The organism is Flavobacterium sp. S87F.05.LMB.W.Kidney.N, assembly GCF_004366435.1.
In the GTDB taxonomy this organism is placed as follows: domain Bacteria; phylum Bacteroidota; class Bacteroidia; order Flavobacteriales; family Flavobacteriaceae; genus Flavobacterium.
Map to the genome: position 1 here is coordinate 1,062,042 of NZ_SODX01000001.1, position 26,157 is coordinate 1,088,198.

Annotated in this window: 25 protein-coding genes; 17 read left to right on the top strand and 8 right to left on the bottom strand. The window is 33.0% G+C overall.

All coding sequences use genetic code 11. The annotated features are described in order from the left end of the window. Positions 1 to 70: 70 nt before the first annotated feature. Both EDB96_RS04665 and EDB96_RS04670 read right to left on the bottom strand, forming a co-directional pair. On the bottom strand, positions 71 to 712 hold the full coding sequence (locus tag EDB96_RS04665; protein WP_111284805.1) for an O-methyltransferase: 642 nt from the start codon (positions 710 to 712) through the stop codon (positions 71 to 73). Between the two features lie 111 nt (positions 713 to 823). Continuing rightward, positions 824 to 1,222: a hypothetical protein gene (locus EDB96_RS04670; RefSeq protein ID WP_134139431.1), complete on the bottom strand. Its 399-nt coding sequence runs from the start codon at positions 1,220 to 1,222 to the stop codon at positions 824 to 826. 320 nt (positions 1,223 to 1,542) lie between these two features. On the opposite strand from EDB96_RS04670, the gene rlmN reads away from it, so the two are divergent. Beyond that, a complete protein-coding gene (gene rlmN / locus EDB96_RS04675; RefSeq protein WP_134139432.1) occupies positions 1,543 to 2,589 on the top strand; it encodes a 23S rRNA (adenine(2503)-C(2))-methyltransferase RlmN in 1,047 nt (348 codons plus the stop codon). 272 nt (positions 2,590 to 2,861) lie between these two features. Here rlmN and EDB96_RS04680 read toward each other — a convergent pair whose 3' ends face one another. After that, positions 2,862 to 3,722 carry a hypothetical protein gene (locus tag EDB96_RS04680; protein ID WP_057117209.1) on the bottom strand — a complete coding sequence of 287 codons (861 nt, stop codon included), beginning with the start codon at positions 3,720 to 3,722 and terminating at the stop codon, positions 2,862 to 2,864. 161 nt (positions 3,723 to 3,883) lie between these two features. Between EDB96_RS04680 and EDB96_RS04685 the strand changes: the two genes are divergently transcribed. Continuing rightward, a complete protein-coding gene (locus EDB96_RS04685) occupies positions 3,884 to 4,861 on the top strand; it encodes a polyprenyl synthetase family protein (protein WP_134139434.1) in 978 nt (325 codons plus the stop codon). A 3-nt stretch (positions 4,862 to 4,864) separates the two neighbouring features. Here EDB96_RS04685 and EDB96_RS04690 read toward each other — a convergent pair whose 3' ends face one another. Next, complete coding sequence (locus EDB96_RS04690) at positions 4,865 to 5,740, bottom strand: hypothetical protein (RefSeq protein ID WP_134139436.1); 876 nt, start codon at positions 5,738 to 5,740, stop codon at positions 4,865 to 4,867. Between the two features lie 311 nt (positions 5,741 to 6,051). On the opposite strand from EDB96_RS04690, the gene EDB96_RS04695 reads away from it, so the two are divergent. The 4 genes from EDB96_RS04695 (at position 6,052) to dnaG (ending at position 10,663) form a co-directional block, all read left to right on the top strand. Beyond that, on the top strand, positions 6,052 to 6,612 hold the full coding sequence (locus tag EDB96_RS04695) for an RNA polymerase sigma factor (RefSeq protein ID WP_134139438.1): 561 nt from the start codon (positions 6,052 to 6,054) through the stop codon (positions 6,610 to 6,612). Further along, on the top strand, positions 6,599 to 7,327 hold the full coding sequence (locus tag EDB96_RS04700) for a hypothetical protein (RefSeq protein WP_134139440.1): 729 nt from the start codon (positions 6,599 to 6,601) through the stop codon (positions 7,325 to 7,327). The genes EDB96_RS04695 and EDB96_RS04700 overlap by 14 nt, the downstream gene beginning before the upstream one ends. Before the next feature lie 112 nt (positions 7,328 to 7,439). Continuing rightward, a complete protein-coding gene (locus EDB96_RS04705) occupies positions 7,440 to 8,468 on the top strand; it encodes a hypothetical protein (protein ID WP_134139442.1) in 1,029 nt (342 codons plus the stop codon). Positions 8,469 to 8,596: 128 nt separating this feature from the next. Beyond that, complete coding sequence (gene dnaG / locus EDB96_RS04710) at positions 8,597 to 10,663, top strand: DNA primase (protein WP_134139444.1); 2,067 nt, start codon at positions 8,597 to 8,599, stop codon at positions 10,661 to 10,663. 97 nt (positions 10,664 to 10,760) lie between these two features. Here the strand turns inward: dnaG and EDB96_RS04715 are convergent, their stop codons facing one another. Together EDB96_RS04715 and nadE are read right to left on the bottom strand one after the other, a co-directional pair. Then, the gene (locus tag EDB96_RS04715; RefSeq protein ID WP_008467169.1) at positions 10,761 to 11,390 is read right to left on the bottom strand and encodes a response regulator transcription factor; all 630 of its coding nucleotides are present in this window, start codon (positions 11,388 to 11,390) and stop codon (positions 10,761 to 10,763) included. A gap of 93 nt (positions 11,391 to 11,483) precedes the next feature. Continuing rightward, positions 11,484 to 12,290 (bottom strand): NAD(+) synthase, encoded by an 807-nt coding sequence (gene nadE, locus EDB96_RS04720; protein ID WP_134139446.1) that lies wholly within the window; start codon positions 12,288 to 12,290, stop codon positions 11,484 to 11,486. A 100-nt stretch (positions 12,291 to 12,390) separates the two neighbouring features. Between nadE and gldB the strand changes: the two genes are divergently transcribed. Together gldB and gldC are read left to right on the top strand one after the other, a co-directional pair. Then, on the top strand, positions 12,391 to 13,347 hold the full coding sequence (gene gldB, locus EDB96_RS04725; protein WP_057117200.1) for a gliding motility lipoprotein GldB: 957 nt from the start codon (positions 12,391 to 12,393) through the stop codon (positions 13,345 to 13,347). Further along, positions 13,347 to 13,685, top strand: a complete 339-nt coding sequence (gene gldC / locus EDB96_RS04730; protein ID WP_057117199.1) for a gliding motility protein GldC — start codon at positions 13,347 to 13,349, stop codon at positions 13,683 to 13,685. Before gldB ends, gldC begins: the two co-directional genes overlap by 1 nt. A 929-nt stretch (positions 13,686 to 14,614) precedes the next feature. On the opposite strand, the gene yihA is transcribed toward gldC, so the two are convergent. Both yihA and EDB96_RS04740 read right to left on the bottom strand, forming a co-directional pair. Next, positions 14,615 to 15,247 carry a ribosome biogenesis GTP-binding protein YihA/YsxC gene (gene yihA, locus EDB96_RS04735; RefSeq protein ID WP_057117197.1) on the bottom strand — a complete coding sequence of 211 codons (633 nt, stop codon included), beginning with the start codon at positions 15,245 to 15,247 and terminating at the stop codon, positions 14,615 to 14,617. A 43-nt stretch (positions 15,248 to 15,290) separates the two neighbouring features. Continuing rightward, positions 15,291 to 16,055: an alpha/beta fold hydrolase gene (locus EDB96_RS04740; protein ID WP_057117196.1), complete on the bottom strand. Its 765-nt coding sequence runs from the start codon at positions 16,053 to 16,055 to the stop codon at positions 15,291 to 15,293. Positions 16,056 to 16,433: 378 nt separating this feature from the next. On the opposite strand from EDB96_RS04740, the gene mraZ reads away from it, so the two are divergent. The 9 genes from mraZ (at position 16,434) to EDB96_RS04785 (ending at position 26,154) form a co-directional block, all read left to right on the top strand. Beyond that, a complete protein-coding gene (gene mraZ, locus EDB96_RS04745) occupies positions 16,434 to 16,907 on the top strand; it encodes a division/cell wall cluster transcriptional repressor MraZ (RefSeq protein WP_134139448.1) in 474 nt (157 codons plus the stop codon). Then, a complete protein-coding gene (gene rsmH / locus EDB96_RS04750; protein ID WP_208326182.1) occupies positions 16,882 to 17,790 on the top strand; it encodes a 16S rRNA (cytosine(1402)-N(4))-methyltransferase RsmH in 909 nt (302 codons plus the stop codon). The genes mraZ and rsmH overlap by 26 nt, the downstream gene beginning before the upstream one ends. Positions 17,791 to 17,811: 21 nt before the next feature. Further along, positions 17,812 to 18,159, top strand: a complete 348-nt coding sequence (locus EDB96_RS04755; RefSeq protein ID WP_134139452.1) for an FtsL-like putative cell division protein — start codon at positions 17,812 to 17,814, stop codon at positions 18,157 to 18,159. Then, positions 18,150 to 20,159 (top strand): penicillin-binding protein, encoded by a 2,010-nt coding sequence (locus tag EDB96_RS04760; protein ID WP_134139454.1) that lies wholly within the window; start codon positions 18,150 to 18,152, stop codon positions 20,157 to 20,159. Before EDB96_RS04755 ends, EDB96_RS04760 begins: the two co-directional genes overlap by 10 nt. Further along, the gene (locus tag EDB96_RS04765) at positions 20,156 to 21,619 is read left to right on the top strand and encodes a UDP-N-acetylmuramoyl-L-alanyl-D-glutamate--2,6-diaminopimelate ligase (RefSeq protein WP_134139455.1); all 1,464 of its coding nucleotides are present in this window, start codon (positions 20,156 to 20,158) and stop codon (positions 21,617 to 21,619) included. The genes EDB96_RS04760 and EDB96_RS04765 overlap by 4 nt, the downstream gene beginning before the upstream one ends. A gap of 112 nt (positions 21,620 to 21,731) precedes the next feature. Beyond that, complete coding sequence (gene mraY, locus EDB96_RS04770; protein ID WP_057117191.1) at positions 21,732 to 22,967, top strand: phospho-N-acetylmuramoyl-pentapeptide-transferase; 1,236 nt, start codon at positions 21,732 to 21,734, stop codon at positions 22,965 to 22,967. 52 nt (positions 22,968 to 23,019) lie between these two features. Beyond that, entirely contained in the window at positions 23,020 to 23,370 is a 351-nt protein-coding gene (locus tag EDB96_RS04775) for a four helix bundle protein (protein ID WP_057117190.1), read from the top strand. Between the two features lie 63 nt (positions 23,371 to 23,433). Further along, positions 23,434 to 24,765, top strand: a complete 1,332-nt coding sequence (murD, locus tag EDB96_RS04780) for a UDP-N-acetylmuramoyl-L-alanine--D-glutamate ligase (protein ID WP_134139456.1) — start codon at positions 23,434 to 23,436, stop codon at positions 24,763 to 24,765. A 78-nt stretch (positions 24,766 to 24,843) separates the two neighbouring features. Next, positions 24,844 to 26,154 (top strand): FtsW/RodA/SpoVE family cell cycle protein, encoded by a 1,311-nt coding sequence (locus EDB96_RS04785; protein WP_134139458.1) that lies wholly within the window; start codon positions 24,844 to 24,846, stop codon positions 26,152 to 26,154. The last annotated feature ends 3 nt before the right edge of the window (positions 26,155 to 26,157 follow it).

Sequence of the window (26,157 nt, forward strand, 5' to 3'; positions counted from 1 at the left end):
TTTTAATGACAGATAAATAAATGAAAAAGCTTAGTCTCTTAGCATCTTAGAACATTAGCATCTTAAAAATCTACAACACTCTCGAAACCGTCAATCCATCACGAATTGGCAGTAAAACTGTTTCGACTCTTGGATCATCTTTTAAGAGTTGATTATATTCCAAAAGAACTTTTGTACTTACATCATTTGGATGAACAGGTTCGAGGATTTTTCCGCTCCATAAAACGTTATCAGACAAAATAATGCCACCTTTATTCATTTTTGGAACAATCATTTCCCAGTAGTTGAGGTAATTTTCCTTATCAGCATCAATAAAGACCAAATCAAATTTTACATCTAAATCTGGAATAATATTTACAGCTTCGCCTAAATGCTGGAAAATTTGTTTTCCCCAAGGAGATGCATCAAAGTATTTTCGCTGAAAATCAACTAATTCTTCTTTAATATCTATAGTATGTAATTGACCATTTTCCTGCATGCCTTCACATAAGCATAAGGCAGCATAACCTGTGTAAGTTCCAATTTCAAGAATATTTACGGGACGAATCAATTTAGACAACATGCTTAAAACACGTCCTTGAAAATGACCGCTTAACATTCTCGGTAAAAGTATTTTTTGGTAAGTTTCTTTATTGAGTTTAGCTAACAATTCTGGTTCATTTTCAGAATGCTGTTCGATATAATCTTCTAATTCTTGTGATATGAAATGCATGTTGTAATATCTTGTAATTTGAAGCAAAAGTACAAAAATATCGGCGTAGTTTTTTGCATAAAAAAAACCATCCGCCAAGGCGGATGGTTTCAATTTAGATTTAGATGAAATTTATTTTTTCAAAGCTTCATTTACTTCTTTTGCTGTTTTTACAGTTCCGTCTTTTGCTGCTTTCGCTGCGTTTTCAACTTTCTCTGCACCTTTTTTAGTAGCGTCTTTTACATCAGTTGCTGTCTTTTTTGCAGCATTCTCAACATCATTTGCAGCTTTTTTAGTTGCATCTTTTACGTCGCTTGCTGCATTTTCTGTTGCATCTTTCGCTTTTGCAGCAACGCTTTCGGCTTTACTAACTGCAGTGTCTGTTACTTCTTTAATATCTGTTGTTAATGAGTCAACCTTGTTTCCAAGAGTTAATTCTTCATCTGCAGGTTTAGGCTCTTTCTTCTCGCATGATTGAACACCAAATGCTAATAAAGCAACAACAGCTAAACTTAAAATTTGTTTTTTCATAATTACATTTTTTTTAGGTTGATAAAACTTAAAGGTTATATGGCTGAAAAATAAAAGTACAAATTTTAAAATGATTGAGCTCTTTGTAAGATTATTTTTCTTTTGAGAGCAAAACAATTCTTGTGCCAAATTTTGACTTTTTAGCTTGGCGTTCGATTTTTTTTATGGCGAAAAAATTTTAGTTATTATAAATTTTATATTAAAGAATGAAGAGTTTAATTATACTTGAATTTGCCCTTATTTTCTTCACTGTTTTTGAGGTCTTGTTAAGAATGCACTAAAAAGCGGTAAAAAATGACAAAAGTGATTAACTTTGCAGCATGCAAATGGAGAAAAAAGACATACGAGCCTTATCAAAAGAGCAGCTTCGCGATTTTTTTGTTGAAAATGGAGATAAAGCTTTTCGCGGAAATCAGGTTTATGAATGGCTGTGGAGCAAAGGTGCTCACAGTTTTGAAGATATGACAAATGTAGCGAAGACTACAAGATCTATGCTTGAAAACAGTTTTGTGATCAATCATATCAAAGTGGATACGATGCAGAAAAGCAGCGACGGAACTGTAAAAAATGCCGTACGCCTTCATGACGGTCTTGTCGTAGAATCTGTTTTAATTCCAACAGATACCAGAACCACAGCTTGTGTTTCTAGTCAAGTAGGTTGCAGTTTAGATTGTAATTTCTGTGCGACAGCAAGATTAAAAAGAATGCGAAATCTGGAACCAGGCGAAATATACGACCAGGTCCTGGCTATTGATAAAGAAAGCCGTTTGTACTATAATCATCCACTTTCGAATATCGTTTTTATGGGAATGGGAGAGCCTTTAATGAATTACAATAATGTCATTAAAGCAATCGATATGATTACTTCTGAAGAAGGTTTAGGAATGTCTCCAAAACGAATTATGGTTTCGACTTCTGGAATTCCTAAAATGATCAAAAAAATGGCAGATGATGACGTGAAGTTTAAATTAGCAGTTTCACTACATTCTGCAATTGACGAAACTCGCGCGAGAATCATGCCATTCAGTAAAAATTTCCCTTTAAAAGATTTACGTGAAGCTCTAGAATATTGGTACAGAAAAACCAAAAGCAAAGTTTCGTATGAATATGTAGTGTGGAAAGGAATTAACGACGATAAAGCTTCAGTTGATGCATTAGTAAAATTCTGTAAATATGTGCCTTGCAAAGTCAATTTGATTGAGTATAACCCAATTGATGACGGCGAATTCCAGCAAGCTTCAGAAGAATCTATTGCGGCTTATATTAAAGCATTAGAGAATATTGGAATAGTTGTAAAAGTAAGACGAAGCAGAGGTAAAGACATAGACGCCGCATGCGGCCAGCTAGCCAATAAAGAAGCAGAATAAATATTCGCCAGAATATATTACGTTAGAAATATCTGATTGGTAGAAAAAAGTATTAGAGTAAATATTCGCTGAAAATATTATTCCGTTAGGAATATTTCATTGCTCAAAAAACAGAAACCAATATACTCCGTAGGAGTATCTCATCGGTAGAAAAAATAATGACAATGAAAATATATTCCGTAGGAACATTTGAAAAATAAAACAAATAAAAAAAGCATTAAAAACAAGGATCAATCTTGTTCTTAATGCTTTTTTTTCGGGCAAAAAGGATTTTATTTTTTCAAATCTATTTCTTCTGTAACGCCATCTTTAGTTACTGTTGCAAGAGTATCACATTCTCCGCTTCCATAATCTATAGTTGCCGAAGCGCCGTTTTTAGTAATCGAAACAATTCCTTTTACAGCAAAAGATTTTCTACACAAAGCATTAAACTCTAAAGGAGTAGTAATTTCTGCCGAGTAAGTATCTCCGTTAGGAAAAGTTGTTGTACCGCTTCCTGTAACCACAAACACGTTATCATCCCAATCAAACCAAGTATCGTAACCCGAAGTCATTTCTTTTATCAAAGTTCCTTTTCTGGTGTAAACGCCTCCGTCATCAAAAGTAATAGTCAAATCAATTGAAGCTGTAGAAACAGGATGAGCTGTCACTAGCAAATTAGTTTCTTTAATTGTTCTCACAATACTTTTACTTCCTTGAAGTTTTCGTCCGTTATGGTAAAATCCTTCAAAAGTGTAACTAATAGTTTGAGTAGACGAACTAAAATCATTAGAAAAAGAAACAATCATTTTTCCTTTAACCGTATTTCCGTTATTCAAAGTACAGCCTTCAACACCAAAATCTACTGTTTTTGTCCAAGTATTATTGGTTAAAACTGTTGTTATGGTAGCGCAGCTAGGCAGAAAGTTTTTAATAGGTCCGCCAGGTTTTGCGTTAATATTAATTTGTGAGCTAAATTGATCTTCGGCAATATTGGTAACATCATCTACAGAGGCATCGATTTTAGAATTTGTGATAATTTCTTCGTTCGTAATCGTTTTTGCAGATCCATCATTTGTTTTTTCATCAGAATTACAGCTGATGAAAAAAGACATTGTAATACAAGTGCTAAGTAATAAAAATTTTGTTTTCATAAATAAATAGTTTTGGGTTCTTCTTTTAAATTAATGAATTCAAATCAGTATTAGTTAGAGCTATTTTTGGTGGGAATATTTAGATTAAGACATAAAATATTAAAATCCTAACCTAAAATACACAACGTATTTTTATTAAAAATAGTATATTTGAAGTCTAAATGAATATTACGTCTCAAATAAAGCAGCCTATTTTTAACGAGATGGAACTTTTCGAAAAAAAGTTCCATGAATCGATGACCTCGAAGGTTGCCTTGCTAAACAGAATTACTTATTATATCGTAAACCGTAAGGGAAAACAAATGCGTCCGATGTTTGTTTTTCTTACTGCAAAAATGGTTTCTGGCGGTATTGTAAACGAAAGAACGTATCGCGGAGCTTCAGTAATTGAGCTGATTCACACAGCAACTTTAGTACACGACGATGTTGTGGATGATAGTAATCGCCGCCGCGGATTTTTCTCTATCAATGCGCTTTGGAAAAATAAAATTGCAGTTTTGGTTGGAGATTATTTATTGTCTAAAGGTTTATTACTTTCTATCGATAATGGAGATTTTGATTTACTGAGAATTATCTCTGTAGCCGTTCGCGAAATGAGCGAAGGTGAATTACTGCAAATAGAGAAAGCCCGCAGACTCGATATTACCGAAGATGTTTACTACGAAATTATTCGAAAGAAAACCGCAACACTTATTGCAGCTTGTTGTGCGCTTGGCGCGAAAGCCGTAATTGAAGATGATGCTCAGGTAGAAAACATGCGAAAGTTTGGTGAGTTGATCGGAATGGCTTTTCAAATTAAAGACGATTTATTCGATTACAGCGAAGAAGCAATAGGTAAACCAACCGGAATCGATATTAAAGAGCAAAAAATGACACTGCCTTTAATTCACGTTTTAAATACTTGTACTCCGCAGGAAAAAAAGTGGCTGATAAACTCCATCAAAAACCACAACAAAGACAAGAAACGCGTCAAAGAAGTTATTGCCTTTGTAAAAAGCAACAATGGTTTGGCTTACGCCGAAGACAAAATGGTGCAATTCCAGCAGGAAGCGCTTTCTCTGCTTCAAAACTTCGAAGATTCTGAGTATAAAGATGCTCTAACTTTGATGGTGAATTACGTTATTGAGAGGAAGAAATAGGTTTTATTTCTTTTTAGATTTTTTAACTAGACGATATGTGCCAGTCCCATCATCTTTATATCCGGGAGGAGGTAAATGATCGCTATAGTTAGGGTAATAGTATTCGCAGTCTTCTTCTGATTCTTTCCAATCAATTACTTTAATATTGTCTTTGTCGACTAAAAAACTAATTTTACTATTCCATTTGCAGTGCCGAATATCACGGCCAGACTCTCCAATTTCATAATCGATAAATATATTATTCCCTTTTACAGTTATGCTTATTTCATTAAAAGCATCAAAATTTGATGATCCTGCAAATGTTTCTTGTACTGGAGAGCAATTGTTTATTGAATTTAAATATTTAGTATCATTTCTAAACCAATATTGCATAAAATATTTATATTTTTTTGAACATGGATAATCTAAATTTAAAGCAATATGTATGGAACAACTCTTATTTCCCTTATCATAATAAGTGTCGAAAGTATTCGATAATTTTGCGACAAAACCAAGAGCTGCGCGCTCAGGCTCTGACATTGTTTTACAATATTCTTTATTTATTAAAGTTCCAGGATCAACTTGATTATCATACCAAAAGAATTTTACTTTCTTATCTTTTAATGGAGGTGACTTAAAAAAGTCAGCTTTAAATATTTTAATTAATGAATCTTTTTCAATTATTTTTTTCCAGTACATTTCACTGGCAATAATTGTATCTGTTTTAAAAACTTTGAACCAATTTGTACCGATAAATTTTTTAGAATCCACTTCAATATTTTCTTCTGAAGTGTTATGCTCTTTAGATGTAGAATCTATTTTCGTATTTTCTTTTTGTTCAAATTTCTTTTGTTGGCAGGAACAGAGTAAAATAAGTATTAATAGGCAGATTTTTTTCATTATTAATAAGAATCAATATTTTTAAATTGAAAGTTTAAACTTACAAATTACTAAAAAAGTATAAATGAGACAGAAAATAATTTTTAAAAGATTTCAAATTAATAGTAAACGAAGCTATTGTTTTGATTTTCTTTGTTTTTATGTGAGCTTGACAATGCATGAAATAAAGAATACATCCAATTTTTCGAATTTGGAATTTAAAATTTTATTTTTTTTTTACTCTCATGCAACCATTTCAAATCGACAATCGTCTATGCTAATAGAAGTCTGTTTCTAAAACCAAAAACAAACCAAAAACCAAAAGCTTATAAATGAAAATTATTCATTTACATCAAGAAGAAACTAAAATCATAAAGTTGGCTGTCGAGAATAATCGTCAGGCACAACAGCAGATTTACAGTAAGTTTTCTTCAAAAATGTTAAGTGTATGTCGTCAATATATAAAAGACATTCAGCTGGCAGAAGATGTAATGATAACAGCATTTATGAAAGTGTTTACGAATTTAAAAAACTTTGAACACAAAGGAAGTTTTGAAGGCTGGATCCGCCGAATTATGGTTAACGAATGCATTTCGTACTTAAGAGTTCAGAAAAAAGTAAAATTTGCCGAAGATGAGTTTTTTGTAGAAGAAAGTTTTAATGAAATCGACAGCCAGTTTACTGTAGAACAGATTCAATATTTAATTGATGCTCTGCCAGATGGTTATAAAATGGTTTTCAATTTATACGCAATTGAAGGTTACAAACACAATGAAATTGCCAAGATGTTAGGAATTAATGAAGGAACATCAAAATCGCAATTATCGCACGCTAGAAAAATGCTGCAAACACAAATTAGTATTTTAAAAAAACAAGATAATGGAACCGAATAGTTTTGAAAAGGATTTCCGTGATAAACTTAACGAGAGAAAAATTGAACCAAGCAATAAAGCCTGGGATCGATTGGATGCAATGTTGAGTGTAGCAGAAGAGAACAAACCAATTACGATTAACTCAAATAAAAAATCGAAAAGAAAATGGTTGTACATCGCTGCCAGCTTTATCGGATTTCTATTGGTGGGGACTTTGTTTTTCAATCAAAATAAAAACGCAGTTGAAGTTCCAAAAACTGTAGTGGTTGAAAAGGAAATCCAAAAAGAATCAGTTACAAAACCAGCTATAAATAATATAGATTCAATTAAAACTGAAAATGCAATTGCTGAAAAAACTTCAGAACAAGTTTCAGCAAAACAAGAAAAATTGAACAATCAAATTTCAAATAAAACCAATAAAAATGAATCAAATCAAATAGCGGAGTCTTCAATCATCATCAAAAACAATCAAGAAAAACAATCAGCCAGCAATCAAGTCTTAATTACAGAGAATGCTAAAAATTCCAATGTAGATCAGTTATTAGAAACTGCAGAAAATAAAGTTTTAGCCGAAAGTTCTACTAAAAAGGCAAAAGTAAAAATCAATGCCAGCGATTTACTGAATCAGGTAGACGGTGAATTAGAGCTTTCTTTTAGAGAAAAAATGATTACCAAAGTAAACAAGAACTTTCAAGATGTCAAAGTCGCTTTATCGAATAGAAATCAAAAAGAGTAGAGGCAATGACAATGGCAATTTCAACATCAAATTCATATCAAAAATTAACCATTAACAATCAACAATTAATAATTAAAAATCAATCATCAATCATTTTTAAAATCAATCAATCATGAAAAATATTACTATTTATTTCATTCTATTCTTTTTCTTACTGATAAGCAAAGTAATGGGGCAGGAAACTTTTGAATCTGAAGCGAAAAGAATCGCTAATAAAATTGAGAAAATTACTAAAGAAGAGAAAGAAGCTCTAAAAGAAGAAGTTGAAGCTGTAAATGTTCAATTATCTGAAGGTAAAATTACGCAGGAACAGGCTGATAAACGCAAAAAAGAACTTGCAGAAGCTCGAGCTGTAATTATTGAAGAAAAAATTACTTTGGCACAAAATGAATTAAATGATTTGGTGCAGAAAAAAGTAGATGGAAAGATAAAAGAAGATTCTTCTAAAGTCTATATGATTCGCTGGAAATCTCATAAAGACACCAAAGATTCTATCCACGGCGAAAAAAGAACCACTTCTCAATTTGTATTTGCAATGGGATTGAATAATATGATGGTCGATGGAAAGCTTCAGGATTCCAATTACAGTTTTATCGGTTCGCATTTTTACGAATGGGGTTTTACGTATAACTCAAGATTATTGAAAAATGATAATCTGCTTCATGCCAAATACGGACTTTCATTAGTGTACAATAATATTCGTCCTACAGATAACAGAAGTTTTGTTGTAAATGGAGAGCAGACTAATCTGGAAGTGAATTCGGTTAATTTAAATGAATCTCGTTTTAGAAATGTCTATTTGGTTGCGCCTGTACATTTAGAGTTTGATTTTTCAAGACCAGTGGAAAGCAACGGAAAAACTTATTTTAAAACACATAGAAGTTTCCGTTTTGGAATTGGAGGCTATGCGGGAATCAATGTAAAGTCAAAACAGATTTTAAAATTTGAAGACGAAGATTTAAAATATAAAACCACAATAAAAGGCGATTACAATGTAAATAATTTTATTTACGGTCTGAGTTCGTATATCGGTTATAGAGAATTGAGTTTATATTTTAAATACGATTTAAATCCATTATTTCAGAATAATTTAGTCAAAGAGAATAACATTTCGTTAGGACTTCGAGTAGATTTAAACTAAAAGAATTGGTCGTTTAGTTAGTAAAAAAAGCATCTCAAACGAGATGCTTTTTTGTTTTAAAAATGATTAAAATTCAAATAGGATTTCCGTATTTTTACAAGCTCTCAACTTTAAAAATATATTAGACTTTGATTTCACAAAATACCATAGATTCTGTTTTTGAAACTGCTCGAGTAGAGGAGGTTATCGGCGATTTTGTGAATTTAAAACGTGCAGGAAGTAACTTCAAAGGATTGAGTCCATTCTCAGATGAGCGCTCTCCTTCGTTTATGGTATCGCCGGCAAAAGGGATTTGGAAAGACTTTAGTACGGGAAAAGGCGGCAACTCTGTTAAATTTTTGATGGAACATTCGCAGTTTACGTATCCAGAAGCCATTCGTTATTTAGCCAGAAAGTATAATATCGAAATTGAAGAAACAGAACAATCAGAAGCAGAAAAAGCAAATACAGACATCCGCGAAAGTATGTATTTGGTTTCTGAATTTGCGGCCAAATATTTTCAGGATGTTCTCCTCAATAGTGAAGAAGGAAAAGCAATTGGTTTATCTTATTTTAAAGAAAGAGGTTTTACCAATGAAACGATTAAAAAGTTCAACTTAGGATACTCTCCAGAAACTTGGGATGCTTTGACGAAAGAAGCCCTTGGAAAAGGATATAAATTAGAATTTTTAGAAAGTACAGGATTAACAATTGCCCGAGAAGACCGTCCTTTTGATCGTTTTAAAGGACGTGTAATGTTCCCAATTCAAAGTATGTCGGGACGTGTTTTAGGTTTCGGAGGACGTATTTTGACTAATGATAAAAAGGCGGCAAAATACCTAAATTCGCCAGAAAGTGATATTTACCATAAAAGCAAAGTCCTTTACGGAATTTATCATGCCAAGCAATCTATAGCCAAACAAAACAATTGTTATTTAGTTGAAGGTTATACCGATGTAATTCAGTTTCATCAAGCAGGAATTGAAAACGTTGTGGCTTCTTCAGGAACAGCTTTAACGCCAGACCAGATTCGTTTGATAAATCGTCTGACTAGAAATATTACAGTACTTTTTGATGGAGATGCTGCAGGTTTAAGAGCGTCAATTCGAGGAATCGATTTGATTTTGGAAGAAGGAATGAATGTTAGGGTTTGTTCTTTTCCTGACGGAGAAGATCCAGACAGTTTTGCGCGTAAAAATTCGCATGATGCATTAGTTGCTTATTTAGAAGAAAACAGTAAAGACTTTATACAGTTTAAAGCTTCGATCTTGATGGGTGAAGCTAAAAATGATCCAATCAAAAAAGCCGACCTGATTCGTGATATGGTTACGAGTATTTCTAAAATACCAGATCGTATTCAGCGAGAAGTATATATTCAGGAATGTGCGCGAATAATGGATATTTCGGAGCAGGTTTTGGTAAGTACCCTGGCGCAGTTAATTCAAAAGGATATTGCAGAGGCGAACAAAAAACAAAAACAGGATCAAAAGCCTTTTGAAGTTCATAGAAATCAGCCTCCAAAAAATGCAGGATTTTCAGGAGGTGATCCCGAAGACCCAAGAACCGGACCGCCAGATGATTATCCTGGAGAACCGGGTTATTATCCAGAAGCACCAGCAGAAAAGGTAAATATTTTATACGGCTTTGAAAGAAAAATTATTGAAATTCTTCTTTTGTACGGAAGTGTGGTCGAAAATTTCGAAGATGTTTTCTTAAAGACAGATGAAGAAGGAAACATAAAAGAGGTTTCTGAAAAAAGAGAATATAAAGTATTTGAAAAAGTGTATTTAAGTCTACAAGAAGATGAGGTAGAATTGTCGAATACATTATTTCAAAATATTTACAACAATATAATTGATTTCTACAATCAAAATGAGACTTTTAGTTTAGATAAATATTTGATGCATTTACAGCCCGAATTTGCTCAGGAAGTAACCAATATTTTAATGGAAGATGAAAGAGTTACCATTCATAATTGGGAAGGGCAGAATATTTATCCAAAACATAAAAGCGAAACCATAGAACAAAATGTTTCTGAAACTATTTTTTCAATGCGATGGTATTTGGTATCTGGAATTATTGCAGAATTGAAAAATTCTCTTTTGACAAATCCGCAGGAAGATAATTCTGAAGTTTTGAGTATGGTTGTGGATTATTCTAAATTATTAAATAATTTTTCTAAGAAATTAGGGCGAGTAGTAGTGCCATATCATTAAAAGAAAAAAACTCTATCTAATGATGAATCAAAAGATAGAGTTTTTATAAAGATTTCCGATTTACTTAAAAAATAAAATTAAGATCTTCGATTTGTAATTAAATAATTTCTAAAGTCTTCGCTTTATTTACTAAGTCAACTAAATTAGTAACATTTAATTTAGTCAATAATCTCAGTTTGTAAGTACTGATCGTTTTTTCGTTCAGGTTTAAGATTTTAGAGATTTCATTGTTTTTCTTTCCATCACTTAAGTAACGCAAAACTTCGATCTCGCGATTTGAAAGTTTTCTGTACAGACGCTCGCTTTTGCTTTGTTTCGCAATAAGGGCCATGTTTTTGCGTACTGTTTCGTTGATGATAATTTTTCCTTCGTGTACTTTGATAATAGAATGTCCTAGTGTTTCTAGTTTTTCTGTTTTGTGTACATACCCGGAAACTCCTGCTTTAATTGCATTTGGAGCATACATTTGCTCAGCAAGATCACTGAAAATAACAATTTTTGTTTTTGGGAAATTTTTTAGGATAGATTTAATTTCAAAGATGCTTGAAAGACCTTCTAATTCTAAATCTAAAATTAAAATGTCGATCTCCTTCGTCTGAAGAATGTCTCTAACCATTGAAAAATTGCCTACGTTGGCAACAATTGAAATTTGATCGTGGTCTTTAAAATAAGACTTAACGCCAAAGTGCGTCACAGGATGATTGTCTGCTAGACATACTTTAATCATAATTTTTACCTTTTTTAGAATTGTTCATGTTTTTGGAACTGTAAAATTAATAAATAAATTCTGTAATTAATTGCAGACAAATGTTAAAAAAAATTATTTTAACGTTTTTGGTATAGTACACACCGGAATTGGGTCCATTTTATGCTTATTGCTGGTGTTTAATCTTTTATAAATTTCAAAGACAGATTTTTCTCTCCCCTCGAAGTCATCCGCCGTTTTTCCTGACTCCGCGGTTAACATTGCCCATTCGAGTTCATCATAACTTGCTCCTAATTGATCTTCATCGGTACGATTGTCACCAAATAATCCATCTGTAGGTGCTGCTGTTAAAATTGACTGCGGAATTTCTAAAAATTCTCCTAATGCATAAACATCAGATTTCATTAAATCGGCAATCGGACTTAAGTCTACGCCGCCATCTCCATATTTAGTGTAAAAACCTACTCCAAAATCTTCTACTTTATTACCAGTTCCAGCAACTAGTAAACCGTGAAGACCAGCTAAGTAATACAAAGAAGTCATTCTGATACGAGCGCGTGTATTGGCCAATGCTAAACTTACTTTTGCATCATCATCTGTTTTGGGAACAGCATTTTTAAAAGATTCAAAAGTTTCAGTCAAATCAGTTTGAACATCAGAAACATTTGGGAAACGCTTTTTTAGCTGTTCAATATGTTCTTTTGCTCTGCTTACTTGACTTTCTGCCTGATGAATAGGCATTTCTACACACAATACTTTCAGTCCTGTCTGCGCGCATAAAGTTGAAGTTACCGCAGAGTCTACACCGCCAGAGATTCCGATTACAAAACCGTTTACTTTTGCGTTATTGGCATAATTTTTTAACCACTCTACAATATGCGTATTTACTTTTTCTGTCTGAATTGTACTTTTTTTAGCCATAATAGTTTAAGTTTTAAAATGCAGGGATGTATATTTGCAGAATTATTTCAAAGTATACATTTACTTTAAATTCTGGTAACACAAATCTAATTAAAATAAAATGAAAATTTATCGCTTTGCAGTGGTTCTGTGCCTGTTTTTTTTGTCTTGCGATCAAAAATCTAAGGTTGAAAAAGAAGTAGAAGAAATTCCCGTTGATATAAAAGTAGAACGTTTTGATAAGGTATTTTTTGAGACCAAACCTCAAGATCTTGCAAAGGTGAAAAAACAATATCCTTTTTTCTTTCCTGCCGGCAATGATGACAATATTTGGCTGCAGAAAATGAACGATCCGATCTGGAAGGAAGTTTATGAAGAGGTACAAAAAAAATACAGCAATTTTGAACCAGTTCGTAAAGAGTTTGATGCTCTTTTTCAACACGTAAAATATTATTTCCCTAAAACTAAAATTCCAAAAGTCATTACAGTTATTGGTGAGATGGATTACAGTGCAAAAGCAATTTATGCAGATAGCCTTGTAATTGTAGCTTTAGAACTCTATCTGGGGAAAGATCATAAGTTTTATGAATTTCCAAACTATTTAAAACAGAATTTTGAGGAAAGACAGATTATGCCAGATGTAGTTTCGAGTTTTTCTTACCGAAATATCCCAAATTTACCAGACAGGAGTTTAGTGGCTCAAATGGTTTTTGAAGGAAAACAGCTTTATGCAAAAGACCTGCTTCTTCCAGATTATACAGATGCAGAAAAAATGGGTTATACACCAGAGCAGATTAAATGGTGTGAAGAAAATGAAGCCTATATGTGGCGTTATTTTATAGAAAATGAAATGCTGTACAGCGATGATCCAAAATTGACAACGCGATTTATGACACCAGCTCCTTTTTCTAAATTTTATTTGGAAATAGACAACGATTCTCCAGGCCGTGTAGGCGCTTGGATTGGGTGGCAGATGGTGCGTTCTTATATGAAAAACAATAATGTTTCTTTAGCTGAATTATTTAAAGTTCAGCCGAAAGAGATTTTCGAAAAATCAAAATATAAACCTAAGAAATAATGGCAGACACAATAAATTCAGAGATTAAATTCAACGTAGAATTAGACGAAAACCGCGTTCCCGAAAAATTAACTTGGAGCGCTCAAGATGGCGGAGTTAACGCTGAAGAAGCAAAAGCTATAATGTTGTCTATTTGGGACAGTAAAGCAAAAGAAACAATGCGTATCGATTTATGGACAAAAGATATGCCGGTAGACGAAATGAAGATTTTCTTCCACCAGACTCTAGTAGCAATGTCAGATACTTTTAAACGTGCTACAGACGATGAAAAAATGTCTGACACCATGAAAGATTTCTGTGATTATTTCGCTGAAAAATTGGAGCTGACAAAACAATAAAAATTCTAATAAAAAAAAGAAATCCCAAATGCCAAGCTTTAAAAATTGGAATTTGGGATTTTTTATTTCCTCTTTAAGGTATCTTCTTTCGCTTTTAAAATAAAATTAATCAAAAATTTTAAGGAGGTTTATTTTTATAGATTACTTTAGTAAGGTAAAATTAGATTGTATGCTGTTCCCATTTCTAGTAAGTCTTGTCGGATTATTTTTTTTGTTGTTAAATAGCATTCTTTTTTATACGACGCGAAAAAACAAAGATGTCCAGTATTTCATAATTACGGTTTATCTGATGTTTTTATTTGTGCAGGAATTGTGCTGTAATATTATTGGGTTTTATAGACCGGGATCAAATTTTTTCCTTTCCCATTACTACTTTATTTTTCAATTTATTGCTTTAAGTATATTCTTCTGGAGTTTGTTTACAAATGTTAGGTTGAAAAATGCAGTACTTTTTTTTCTTGTACTGGTTTTAATTTTATTGGTGATACAATATTACAGAAAACCAGATCTTTACTGGAAGTTTAATTTGTTTGAAATTGGTGTTACCTCAGTGTTACTGATTGTATATGCACTTACTTTTGTGATACAAAATATTCGAATTGCTAAACTAGATTATTTGTATTTCTCTAATGGATTGATAATTTACCTTATCAGCAGTTTAAGTATTTTTTTGAGTGGTAATACCGATTCAGTAATTTTTACTGAACCATTTGTACTTGATTTTTGGTTTTTTAATTCTTTGTTTTACATCTTGTATCAATTCTTAATATTTAAAGAATGGAAAGTTTTAAGATATAAAAGGAATGCTAAGGAATTCAAGTTGAAAGATATTCTCTAATTTTCTAAAACTGATGACTAATAATAAAAAAACTCCAAATTCCATTTTTAATACTTTGGAATTTGGAGTTTAAATATTTAGAATTGATGTTTTAAATAGAATTTAAAAATCCGCTGTTGTTCTTAAAAACTTCTTGGTTTACTTCATCAATGTAAGACAAAAGTTCTTCTTTTCCGATTGATTCTGTAGATGAGGTTACGAAATATTGCGGCATTTCAGCCCAGTTGTTGGCGTACATTTGTTTTTTGTAAGCAGCAATATGAGAGTCTACTTTTACTTTACTGATTTTATCAGCTTTAGTAAAAATAATACAAAACGGAATTTCGCTTTCTCCCATATAAGACATAAATTCAATGTCTATTTTTTGGGCTTCGTGGCGAATATCAATCAAAACAAAAGCACAGACCAATTGTTCTCTGTTTTCAAAATAATCAGTAATAAACTGCTGAAAAACAGATTTAGTTTTTTTTGAAACTTTAGCATAACCGTAACCTGGTAAATCGACTAAAAACCAATTATTGTTGATTTTAAAGTGATTTATTAATTGAGTTTTTCCTGGTCTTCCAGATGTTTTTGCTAAATTTTTATGGTTGGTAATCATGTTTATCAACGATGATTTACCTACGTTTGATCGGCCTATAAATGCGTATTCCGGCAGAAACTCAGCTGGGCATTTTGAAGCATCAGAATTACTGATAATAAATTCGGCGCTATTAATTTTCATGTATTTTGTTTTTTAAAACCTTCTTAAAATCGAAAGTCAGAGGCTATAATTTCTGCTCAGTGAGCCATTTCTCTAGAATTTCATTAAATTCATCAGGATGTTCCATCATAGCGGCGTGTCCACATTTGTCAATCCAATATAAAGTTGAATTTGGCAATAATTTATCAAATTCTTCTGCAACATTTGGCGGCGTTACAGAGTCATTTTTACCCCAAATAATGCAGGTTTCTACATCCATTTTTGGTAAATCTTTAGCCATATTATGACGAATTGCACTTTTAGCAATCGTTAAAGTTTTAATTAATTTGATGCGGTCATTAGCGGTTGCGTACACTTCATCAATAAGTTCAGGAGTTGCAATTTTTGGGTCATAAAATACATCTTCAGCTTTCTTCCTGATGTATTCGTAATCGCCTCTTCTAGGGTAACTGTCTCCCATTGCACTCTCGTAAAGACCAGAACTTCCAGTGATTACAAGTCCAGCAACTTTTTCGGGATAAAGCTTTGTGTGGTACAATGCAATATGTCCTCCTAAAGAATTTCCCAGAAGAATTACTTTGTCAAATCCTTTAAAAGTAATAAAATCTTTTACGTACTTGGCAAAACTTTTTACGTTAGTTTTTAAAATACTTTGAGTATATATTGGCAAATCCGGGATAACAACTTTATATCCTTTTGTTGGGAAATATTGTGCTACACCATCAAAGTTACTAAGACCTCCCATTAACCCATGCAGAATAACGATAGGTGTACCTTCTCCAGCTTCAAAATAGCTGTATTTGCCTTCTTTTTTGTAGTGTTTGTCCATCTAATCTAATGCCAATTTCAATTTCGACAAATATAGGGTTAAATAAATAAAAATGAATTTTTGCTGCCATTTTTTAACTAGATAATTTCGGTAGAATTTCTAATCCGTTAAAAACCAGTAATTAATGCATGTTTTGTTAAAATCTTAAAATGTTAATAAATCTGCATTATAATCAATTTTTTAAGAAAATTAGCGCATTATTTTTTCGAATGAATAACGTATTTATTAATCTGTTAATTAATAGTTAATGTATTGATTGTTTGTTAATTATAGAAAGTGGTAGCAATGTGGTTAAACTTATTAACAAAGTGGTATAAAGTGGTAAAATGTGGTAATATTTTTTATATTTTTGCTGTATAACATGTTAACTAGTTTTTTTTGAACACAATTGTTGGAACATATGAATGTAAAGTCGATGCTAAAGGGAGGCTGATGATGCCTGCACCTTTGAAAAAGCAATTGACTGCTTCTCTTCAAAGCGGGTTTGTTTTGAAGCGTTCTGTTTTTCAGCCGTGTTTAGAATTGTATCCTATGGAAGAATGGGATGCGATGATGAAAAAAATCAACAAGCTTAATCGCTTTGTAAAAAAGAATAACGATTTCATTAGAAGGTTTACTGCTGGTGTTAAAGTGGTTGAGGTTGATGCATTAGGAAGATTGCTTGTTCCAAAAGATTTGGTAACGTTTGCAAGTATTTCTAAAGATGTGGTTTTTTCATCTGCGGTTAATATTGTGGAGATTTGGGATAAAGATTTATACGAAAAATCAATAAGCGGCGAAGATATGGATTTTGCAGATTTAGCCGAAGAAGTAATGGGAAATATTAATGACGACGACAATGGAATATCATAATCCGGTTTTGCTTCATCCAACAGTAGATGGTTTAAATATTAAACCTGATGGTGTGTATGTAGATGTTACGTTTGGAGGCGGTGGTCATTCAAAAGAGATTTTAAAAAGATTAGGGCCAAACGGAAGGCTGTTTGCATTTGATCAAGACGAAGATGCACTTGCAAATGCATTGCCAGACGAAAGGTTTACCTTGATAAATGAGAATTTTAGGTTTTTAAAAAGATTTTTACGTTTTCACGGAGTAAAAGCGGTAGACGGAATCTTGGCAGATTTAGGAGTTTCGTCACATCAGTTCGATGTTCCAGAAAGAGGTTTTTCAACCAGATTTGATGCCGAACTAGATATGCGGATGAGTCAAAAAAATGATTTGAATGCTTATCGGGTGGTTAACGAATATGAAGAACAGGATTTACGTCGTGTTTTTTTTGATTATGGGGAGTTGAAGAATGCACCGGTTTTAGCAAGAACAATTGTAGAGGCAAGAAGAGATTATCCGATCAAAACGACAGACGAATTAAAAGATGTTTTGAAGAAATATTTGCCAGAGAAAGTTCGAAATAAAATATTGGCCCAGATTTATCAGGCTATTCGAATTGAGGTAAATCAGGAAATGGATGTTTTGAAAGAATTCATCGAGCAGTCATTGGAGGTTTTAAAACCAGGAGGAAGATTTTCTGTAATCTCTTATCATTCTTTAGAAGATCGTCTGGTAAAAAGATTTATCAAAAACGGAATGTTTGAAGGAGAACCAGAAAGAGATTTTTTCGGAAATTTTTCAGTTCCATTTAAAACAATAGGAAAATTGATTGTTCCAGATAATGAGGAAATCAAAATCAATAATAGAGCAAGAAGTGCCAAATTAAGAGTTGCTGAAAAGATATAATATATATTAAGGTAGGAAAAAATGAAAAGCGGCGTGTTTAGCATATTAAAAGCAAGATTTCTGATACATGATGATGCGGTAAAAAATTGGCGTTTTATTGTTTTTATAATTCTGCTGGCCATTTTGATGATTGCAAATACACAGCGATACGAGCAAAAGGTTTTTGAAATTGCGAAATTAAGCAACGAAGTAAAAGAATTGAGGTCTGAATTTGTAGATCGACGTTCAGAATTAATGAAATTAAAAATGGAGTCAACGATTTCTGATAAAATGAAGGAAAAACAAATTTTTCCTTCTACAGTTCCTCCAGTTAAAATAGAAGTTACAAAAGAAGAAGAAAAAAATTTCTTTAAAAGAATATGGCAGTAGAAGATAAACATATATCCTACAGAATTTACCTCGTAGCAGTTTTCATCTTTTTGATGGCAATTGCTATTGTTGTTAAGTTAACCAATATTCAGTGGGTTGAAGGAGATTATTATAGAAAACTGGCTAAACAGCGTACAGTTAGAAATTTTGTAATTCCGGCAAACAAAGGAAATATTTATTCTGCTGATGGAAGTTTATTGGCAACCTCAATTCCGAACTATGAAATTCGTTTTGATGCAAAAGCGCCAAAAAAAGAAACTTTTGAGAAGTATGTAAAGCAATTAGCAGATTCTTTAGAAACTGTTTTAGACAGACCATCAGGTTATTACGAAAAAGAATTAAGAAAAGCGCGCGAAAATAAAAACCGTTATTATTTGATTGCCCGAAATTTAAGTTATACCGAATATGTGAAAATTAAAGGTTTTCCATTATTTAATTTAGGCGCTTTTAAAGGTGGGATTATAGTTGAACAAGAAACCGTTAGAAAACATCCAATTGGAAAAATTGCAGAAAGAACAATTGGTTACGATCGGGTTGATCCTGCAACTGGTGTAGAAGTTGGAAAAGGAATTGAGTGGGCTTTTAAGAGTTATTTGAACGGGAAAGACGGTAAAATTCTAAAACAAAAAATTGCAAAAGGGCAGTGGAAACCAATTCGTGATTTGAATGAAGTAGATCCAATTGATGGTTATGATGTTATTTCGACTATAGACGTTTTTATTCAGGATATCGCGCATCATGCTTTGCTGAAACAATTGCAAGATTATGAAGCAGATCACGGCTGTGTTGTAGTTATGGAAACACAAACAGGCCATGTGAAAGCAATTTCAAATTTAGGAAGAGCAGAGGACGGATCGTATTACGAAACAACAAATTACGCAATTGCCGAATCTCATGAACCGGGATCAACTTTCAAGTTGGTTGATTTAATGGCAATTTTGGATGATAAAGTAGCTGATACAAGTACAGTTTATGACAGCCATAACGGTGTAGTTAAATATTATGGAAGATCAGTTCGTGACTCGCACAACGGAGGTTATGGAAAGGTTTCATTAGCACGTGGATTTGAACTTTCATCAAATACTGTAATGGTTCAAGCGGTTTATGAAAATTACAAAAATAACCCATCTAAGTTTGTAAATCATGTCAATAGTTATGGCTTAAATAAGACGCTGGGATTGCATTTTAAAGGAGAAGGAAGACCATATATACCACAGCCAGGAGACAAACATTGGTCAGGAGTTTCGCTTCCTTGGATGGCATTTGGATATGGAGTTTCAGTTACACCAATGCAGACTTTGGCATTATACAATTCAGTTGCAAATGATGGTGTGATGGTAAAACCGCAATTTGTGTCTGAAATTAAAGAGTGGAATAAAACTATCAAGAAATTTGATGTTGAAGTTATAAATCCAAAAGTTTGTTCGCTAGAAACATTAAAGAAAGTGAAAGCAGTACTGCTTAATGTGGTGAAGAAAGGAACAGGTTCTAAATTGTATTCGAAAGATTTTTCGATGGCAGGAAAAACGGGAACAGCTCAAATGAATTATGGAGGAAAAGAAGGAAAATCAGCATTGTATTATGCTTCTTCTTTTGTGGGTTATTTTCCAGCAGATCATCCTAAATATTCTTGTATTGTAGTGGTTCATAAGCCAAATACGGCTAAGAATAACTATTACGGAGCAGATGTTGCAGGGCCAGTCTTTAAAAGAATCGCTCAAAAAATATTTACAGATGCGCCTTCAACAAATAAGATTAAAAAATTAGATACTAGAATTCCAAAACAGGATGCTAGTTATGATAAATATATCGCAGAAGCCAATAAAAAGGTTAATCAGATTCCGAACTTAAAAGGAATGCCGGGAATGGATGCAATTGCTTTACTGGAGAATTTAGGTTTAAAAGTAAAAGTAAATGGAATGGGGAAAGTAAAGAATCAATCGATTCAAGCGGGAACCAATATTAGCAAAAACACAACAATTGTATTAGAATTATCGTGAAAATATTAAAAGACATATTATATAAAGTAGCTATTGAATCTGTAAAAGGTTCAACAGAAACTGCTATTCAGAAAATTGAATTTGATTCACGTAAAGTCGAAGCAAATGATGTTTTCGTGGCAATTCGTGGTTCACTTTCAAATGGACATGATTATATTGAAAAAGCAATTCAATTAGGAGCAAAAGCAATCATTTGCGATACGCTTCCAGAAAATATTACCAAAGATGTTACGTACATTCAGGTAAAAGATACCAATACAGCTTTGGCTTTTATGGCCGCTAATTATTTTGAAGATCCATCTGCAAAACTAAAATTAGTTGGTGTAACTGGAACAAACGGAAAAACAACAATTGCATCATTATTATTTCAACTGTTTCAAAAAGCAGGTTTTAAAGTTGGTTTATTATCAACTGTAAAAATCATGGTTGATGAAAAAGAATATCCAGCAACGCATACAACACCAGATTCGCTAACAATTAATCATTATTTAAATGAAATGGTCGAAGCTGGAGTTACACATTGTTTTATGGAAGTGAGTTCGCATGGAATTCATCAAAAACGTACTGAAGCATTACATTTTGTAGGTGGAATATTTACGAATCTATCACACGATCATTTAGATTATCATCCAACTTTTGCAGAATACAGAGATGTTAAAAAGTCGTTTTTTGATTCACTTCCAAAATCAGCTTTCGTTTTATCTAACATAGATGATAAAAACGGAACTGTAATGCTGCAAAATACAGCTGCCAAAAAATTGACTTACGCTTTAAAATCGTATGCCGATTACAGAGCTCAGATTTTAGAAAGCCAATTATCAGGATTATTATTAAAAGTTAATGATAATGAGGTTTGGGTAAAGCTAATTGGAACTTTTAATGCATACAATGTTTTAGCTATTTATGGAACAGCTGTAGAGCTTGGAATTGATAGTCTTGAAGCGTTGCGCTTACTGTCTGATTTAGAAAGTGTTTCGGGTCGTTTTCAGTATATTGTATCAGACGGAGGAATTACGGCTGTTGTAGATTACGCACATACGCCAGACGCTTTAGAAAATGTTTTGAAGACGATAAATGATATTCGTACCAAAAATGAACAGTTAATCACTGTTGTGGGTTGTGGCGGAAATAGAGATAAAACGAAACGTCCTATTATGGCGAAAATTGCTTCAGATTTGAGTGATAAAGCTATTCTGACTTCTGATAATCCAAGAAATGAAGATCCAGAAGTCATTTTGGATGAAATGGAGCAGGGAGTTGAGCCACAGAACTATAAAAAAATGCTGCGAATTACAGATAGAAAACAAGCTATTAAAACCGCTTGTCAATTGGCTCAGCCAAAAGATATTATTCTGATTGCCGGTAAAGGACATGAAACGTATCAGGAAATAAATGGTGTTCGTCATCATTTTGATGATATGGAAACAGTAAAGGAAATTTTAGAACAATTGAACAAATAACAAAATCAAAATTCCAAATTCCAAAATCCAATGCAGCATTGGAATTGGTCTCGAAGTTTCGGGATAAAAATTGGAATTTTAATTCAAAATTGGAATTTAAAATAAAAGATATATGCTATACTATTTATTTGAATATTTTGACAAGACATTAGATTTACCTGGAACAGGAGTATTTCAGTACATCACATTTAGATCGGCTTTGGCATTTATGCTTTCATTGCTTTTATCAACAATTTATGGTAAAAGGGTAATTAATTTTCTTCGACGCCAGCAAGTTGGAGAAACTGTTCGTGAACTAGGTCTTGCAGGTCAAAATGAAAAAGCTGGTACACCAACAATGGGCGGATTGATTATCATTTTTGCCACATTAGTTCCAGTTTTGTTGTTTGCAAGACTGCATAATATTTATATCGTATTACTTATTGTAACTACTTTATGGATGGGAACAATTGGTTTTGTAGACGATTATATCAAAATATTCAAAAAAGATAAACAAGGGCTTAAAGGTATTTTTAAAGTTATTGGACAAGTAGGTTTAGGGATTATCGTTGGAGCTGTTCTTTATTTTAACCCTGCTGTTACAGTAAGAACAGATACAGGACGTACGGATGTTTTTAAAACAAGCACTGCAAATACAACTGTTGTATTACCTGCACCTGTAGAAGAGAAATCAACAGCAACAACAATTCCATTTGTGAAAAACAATGAATTTGACTATGCTGAAATCTTGTCGTTTATGGGAGATGGATATGAAAAATGGGCTTGGTTAATATTTATTCCAGTTGTAATTTTTATCATCACAGCGGTTTCAAACGGAGCTAATTTAACAGATGGAATCGATGGACTCGCTGCAGGAACGTCGGCCATTTCTGTCCTCGCGCTCGGTATATTCACGTTTGTTTCTGGAAATATTATTTTCTCGAATTATCTAAATATTATGTATATCCCCAATTCGGGAGAAATGACTGTCTTTATTTCGGCATTTGTTGGAGCGCTGATTGGTTTTCTTTGGTACAATTCATATCCGGCATCTGTCTTTATGGGTGATACAGGAAGTTTAACAATTGGAGGAATTATCGCTGTTTTAGCAATTGCAGTTCGTAAAGAAATATTAATTGTTTTGTTCTGTGGTATTTTCTTAGCAGAAAGTGCTTCAGTAATTATTCAAGTATCTTATTTTAAATATACAAAAAAGAGGTTTGGTGAAGGTCGAAGAATTTTCTTGATGTCGCCGCTTCATCATCATTATCAGAAAAAAGGATATCATGAAAGTAAAATAGTGACCCGTTTCTGGATTGTTGCAGTGATGTTAGCCATATTGTCAATTATTACATTAAAACTGAGATAAATTTTAAATTAAAAATTTAGAATTAAAAATTAAAAGTTGCACGTTCTTGTAGATGAAAGAGAATATTGTTCAAGAGAAATCATTTCTTTTTGCGGTTAGAATAATCAATTTATATAAATATCTAACTAATACAAAAAAGGAGTTTATTTTAAGTAAACAACTTTTAAGATGTGGAACTTCAATTGGAGCAAACATCGAAGAATCGATTGGAGGACGTTCTAATAAGGAGTTTTTATTCAAGCTTGAAATTTCATATAAAGAAGCTAGAGAAACAATTTATTGGTTGAAATTATTAAAAGCAACAGATTATATCTCTGTAAATGAATTTGACAGCATCTTTGGTGAGGCTAATGAAATTTGCAGAATATTAGCGAAAATTATACTAACCCTAAAAGGAAAATAGGAATTCATTGAAAGTCACAACTGATTTTTAATTTTTAATTCTGAATTTTTAATTAAAAAAACTATGAGATTAGTAGTGTTAGGAGGAGGAGAAAGTGGAGTTGGAACCGCAATCCTCGGGAAAAAACAAGGATACGATGTTTTCGTGTCAGATTTTGGAAAGATAAAAGAGAGTTACAAAGAAGTTCTTATCATTAATAAAATTGCTTGGGAAGAAGAACAGCATACAGAAGATTTGATTTTGAATGCCGATGTCGTAATGAAAAGCCCAGGAATTCCAGAGAAATCACCAATAGTAAAAAAGCTGGTTGCAGCAGGGATTAAGGTGATTTCTGAAATTGAATTTGCAGCACCTTTTACAGAAGCAATGACAATAGGAATTACTGGAAGTAACGGTAAGACAACAACAACAATGCTGACTTATCATTTGCTGAAATCGGCAGGATTAAATGTCGGTTTAGGCGGTAATATCGGAAAGAGCTTTGCTTGGCAGGTAGCCGAAAATAAATTTGATGCATACGTTCTTGAATTAAGCAGTTTTCAGTTAGACGGAATAATAGATTACAGACCAGATATTGCCATAATAACCAATATTAGTCCAGACCATTTAGATCGATACGAATATAAATATCAAAATTATATTAATTCGAAATTCCGGATAACGATGAACCAGACCGAAAGCGACTATCTCATTTACGATGCAGACGATGAGGCAAGTACAGAATGGTTAAAGAGTAACAAAACAAAAGCAAAATTAATTCCTTTTTCATTAACGAAAACATTCGATGAAGGGGCTTCTATAAATAACAACAAAATGGAAATAAAGATCAACCAAGAAGAGTTTACAATGGAAACAGAATACATTGCGTTAGAAGGAAAACATAATATGAAAAATGCAATGGCAGCAAGCTCTGTGGCGAAATTGATGCAGATTAGAAATGCAACTATTCGTGAAAGTTTATCTAATTTTCAAGGTGTTGAGCACCGTTTAGAAAAAGTATTAAAAATACAAAACGTTCAATATATCAATGACTCAAAAGCGACCAATGTAAATGCTACATTCTTTGCTTTAGATAGTATGAATGTTCCAACCGTGTGGATTGTGGGTGGTGTTGACAAAGGAAATGATTATAATGAATTAATGTCATTAGTACGTGAAAAAGTAAAAGCGATTATTTGTTTAGGAGTAGACAACCGTAAAATTATAGATGCTTTTGGAAACGTTGTTGATATTATGGTTGAAGTGAACAATATGAACGATGCAGTAAAAACGGCTCAAAGATTAACAGAAAAAGGCGATGCAGTTTTGTTGTCTCCAGCCTGCGCAAGTTTCGATCTATTCGAAAACTACGAAGACAGAGGAAAACAATTTAAGCAAGCGGTACACAACTTGTAGAATAAAAGTTTCAAGTTTCAAGTTTCATGTTATGAGGAACTTGAAACCTGAAACAAAAGAAACCTGAAACTAAAAACAATGAAGCAATTAGTAAACAAACTAAAAGGAGATAGGGTAATATGGTCATTTGTGGCCTTATTGGCGTTATTTTCGTTTATGCCTGTTTTTAGTGCGAGTAGTAATCTGGCTTATATTGGTCATGGAACCGGTAATACATTGGGTTATTTGGTAAAACATTTGGCTCACGTTTGTATAGGTTTTCTAATTATATACTGGGTTCACAAAGTGCCGTATCATTATTTTAGAGCGATTTCTAAAATAGCGCTTCCAGTAGTTTGGATTCTATTATTGTACACATTATTAAAAGGAACCGTAATTGCGGGCGCAAATGCAAGTCGATGGATTCAGGTTCCGTTTATTGGAATCACATTTCAGACTTCGACTCTAGCGGCAAGCGTATTGTTTATTTATGTTGCGCGTTATTTGTCAAAAAAGAAAGAAGAAAATGAGCCGTTTCAAACCTCATTTATTCAGCTCTGGATTCCGGTATTTATCACTTTGGCACTTATATTACCAGCCAACTTTTCGACCACAGCGTTGATTTTTTCGATGGTTATGATGCTGACGTTCATTGGTAAATATCCATTAAAATATATAGGTTTTATTATAGGTTCAGGAATTGCAATGCTGGCATTTTTCCTTTTGGTAGCCAAAGCTTTTCCGGACTCTAGGTTTTTCAGCAGGGTTTCAACATGGGAAAGTCGTATTATGAACTTTACAACCGATAAACCCGATGAAGATGATTATCAGATAGAAAAAGCAAAAATTGCGATTGCTTCAGGTAGATTAGGCGGATTAGGACCTGGAAAAAGTGTTCAAAAGAACTTTCTTCCACAATCATCTTCCGATTTTATTTACGCGATTGTAGTAGAAGAATATGGTTTAGTTGGAGGCGTTTCGATATTAGTGCTGTATTTATTGTTATTGTTCAGATTTGTGATTGCTTCTCATAAAGCCAATACGCTATTTGGAAAATTAGTCGTCGTCGGACTTGGATTTCCGATGATATTCCAAGCGATGATTAATATGGCGGTAGCGGTTGAACTGCTACCCGTAACTGGACAGACACTACCATTGATAAGTAGTGGAGGAAGTTCGATCTGGATGACTTGTTTCTCGCTGGGAATAATAATCAGTGTTACGAAAAAAGAGGAAGAAATTGCCGAAGAAAAAAAGGAAAAAGAAAAAAGAAAAGAAGCATTACAGCGATTGATTGATAAAGAATTGGCAGAAGAAGATGTAGTTCCTCAAGAAATATATGAAGAAGAACAAATGTATTCTATAGAAGATAATTCAAGGAATCCGATGAATGCGGTTTTAAACAAATAAAAT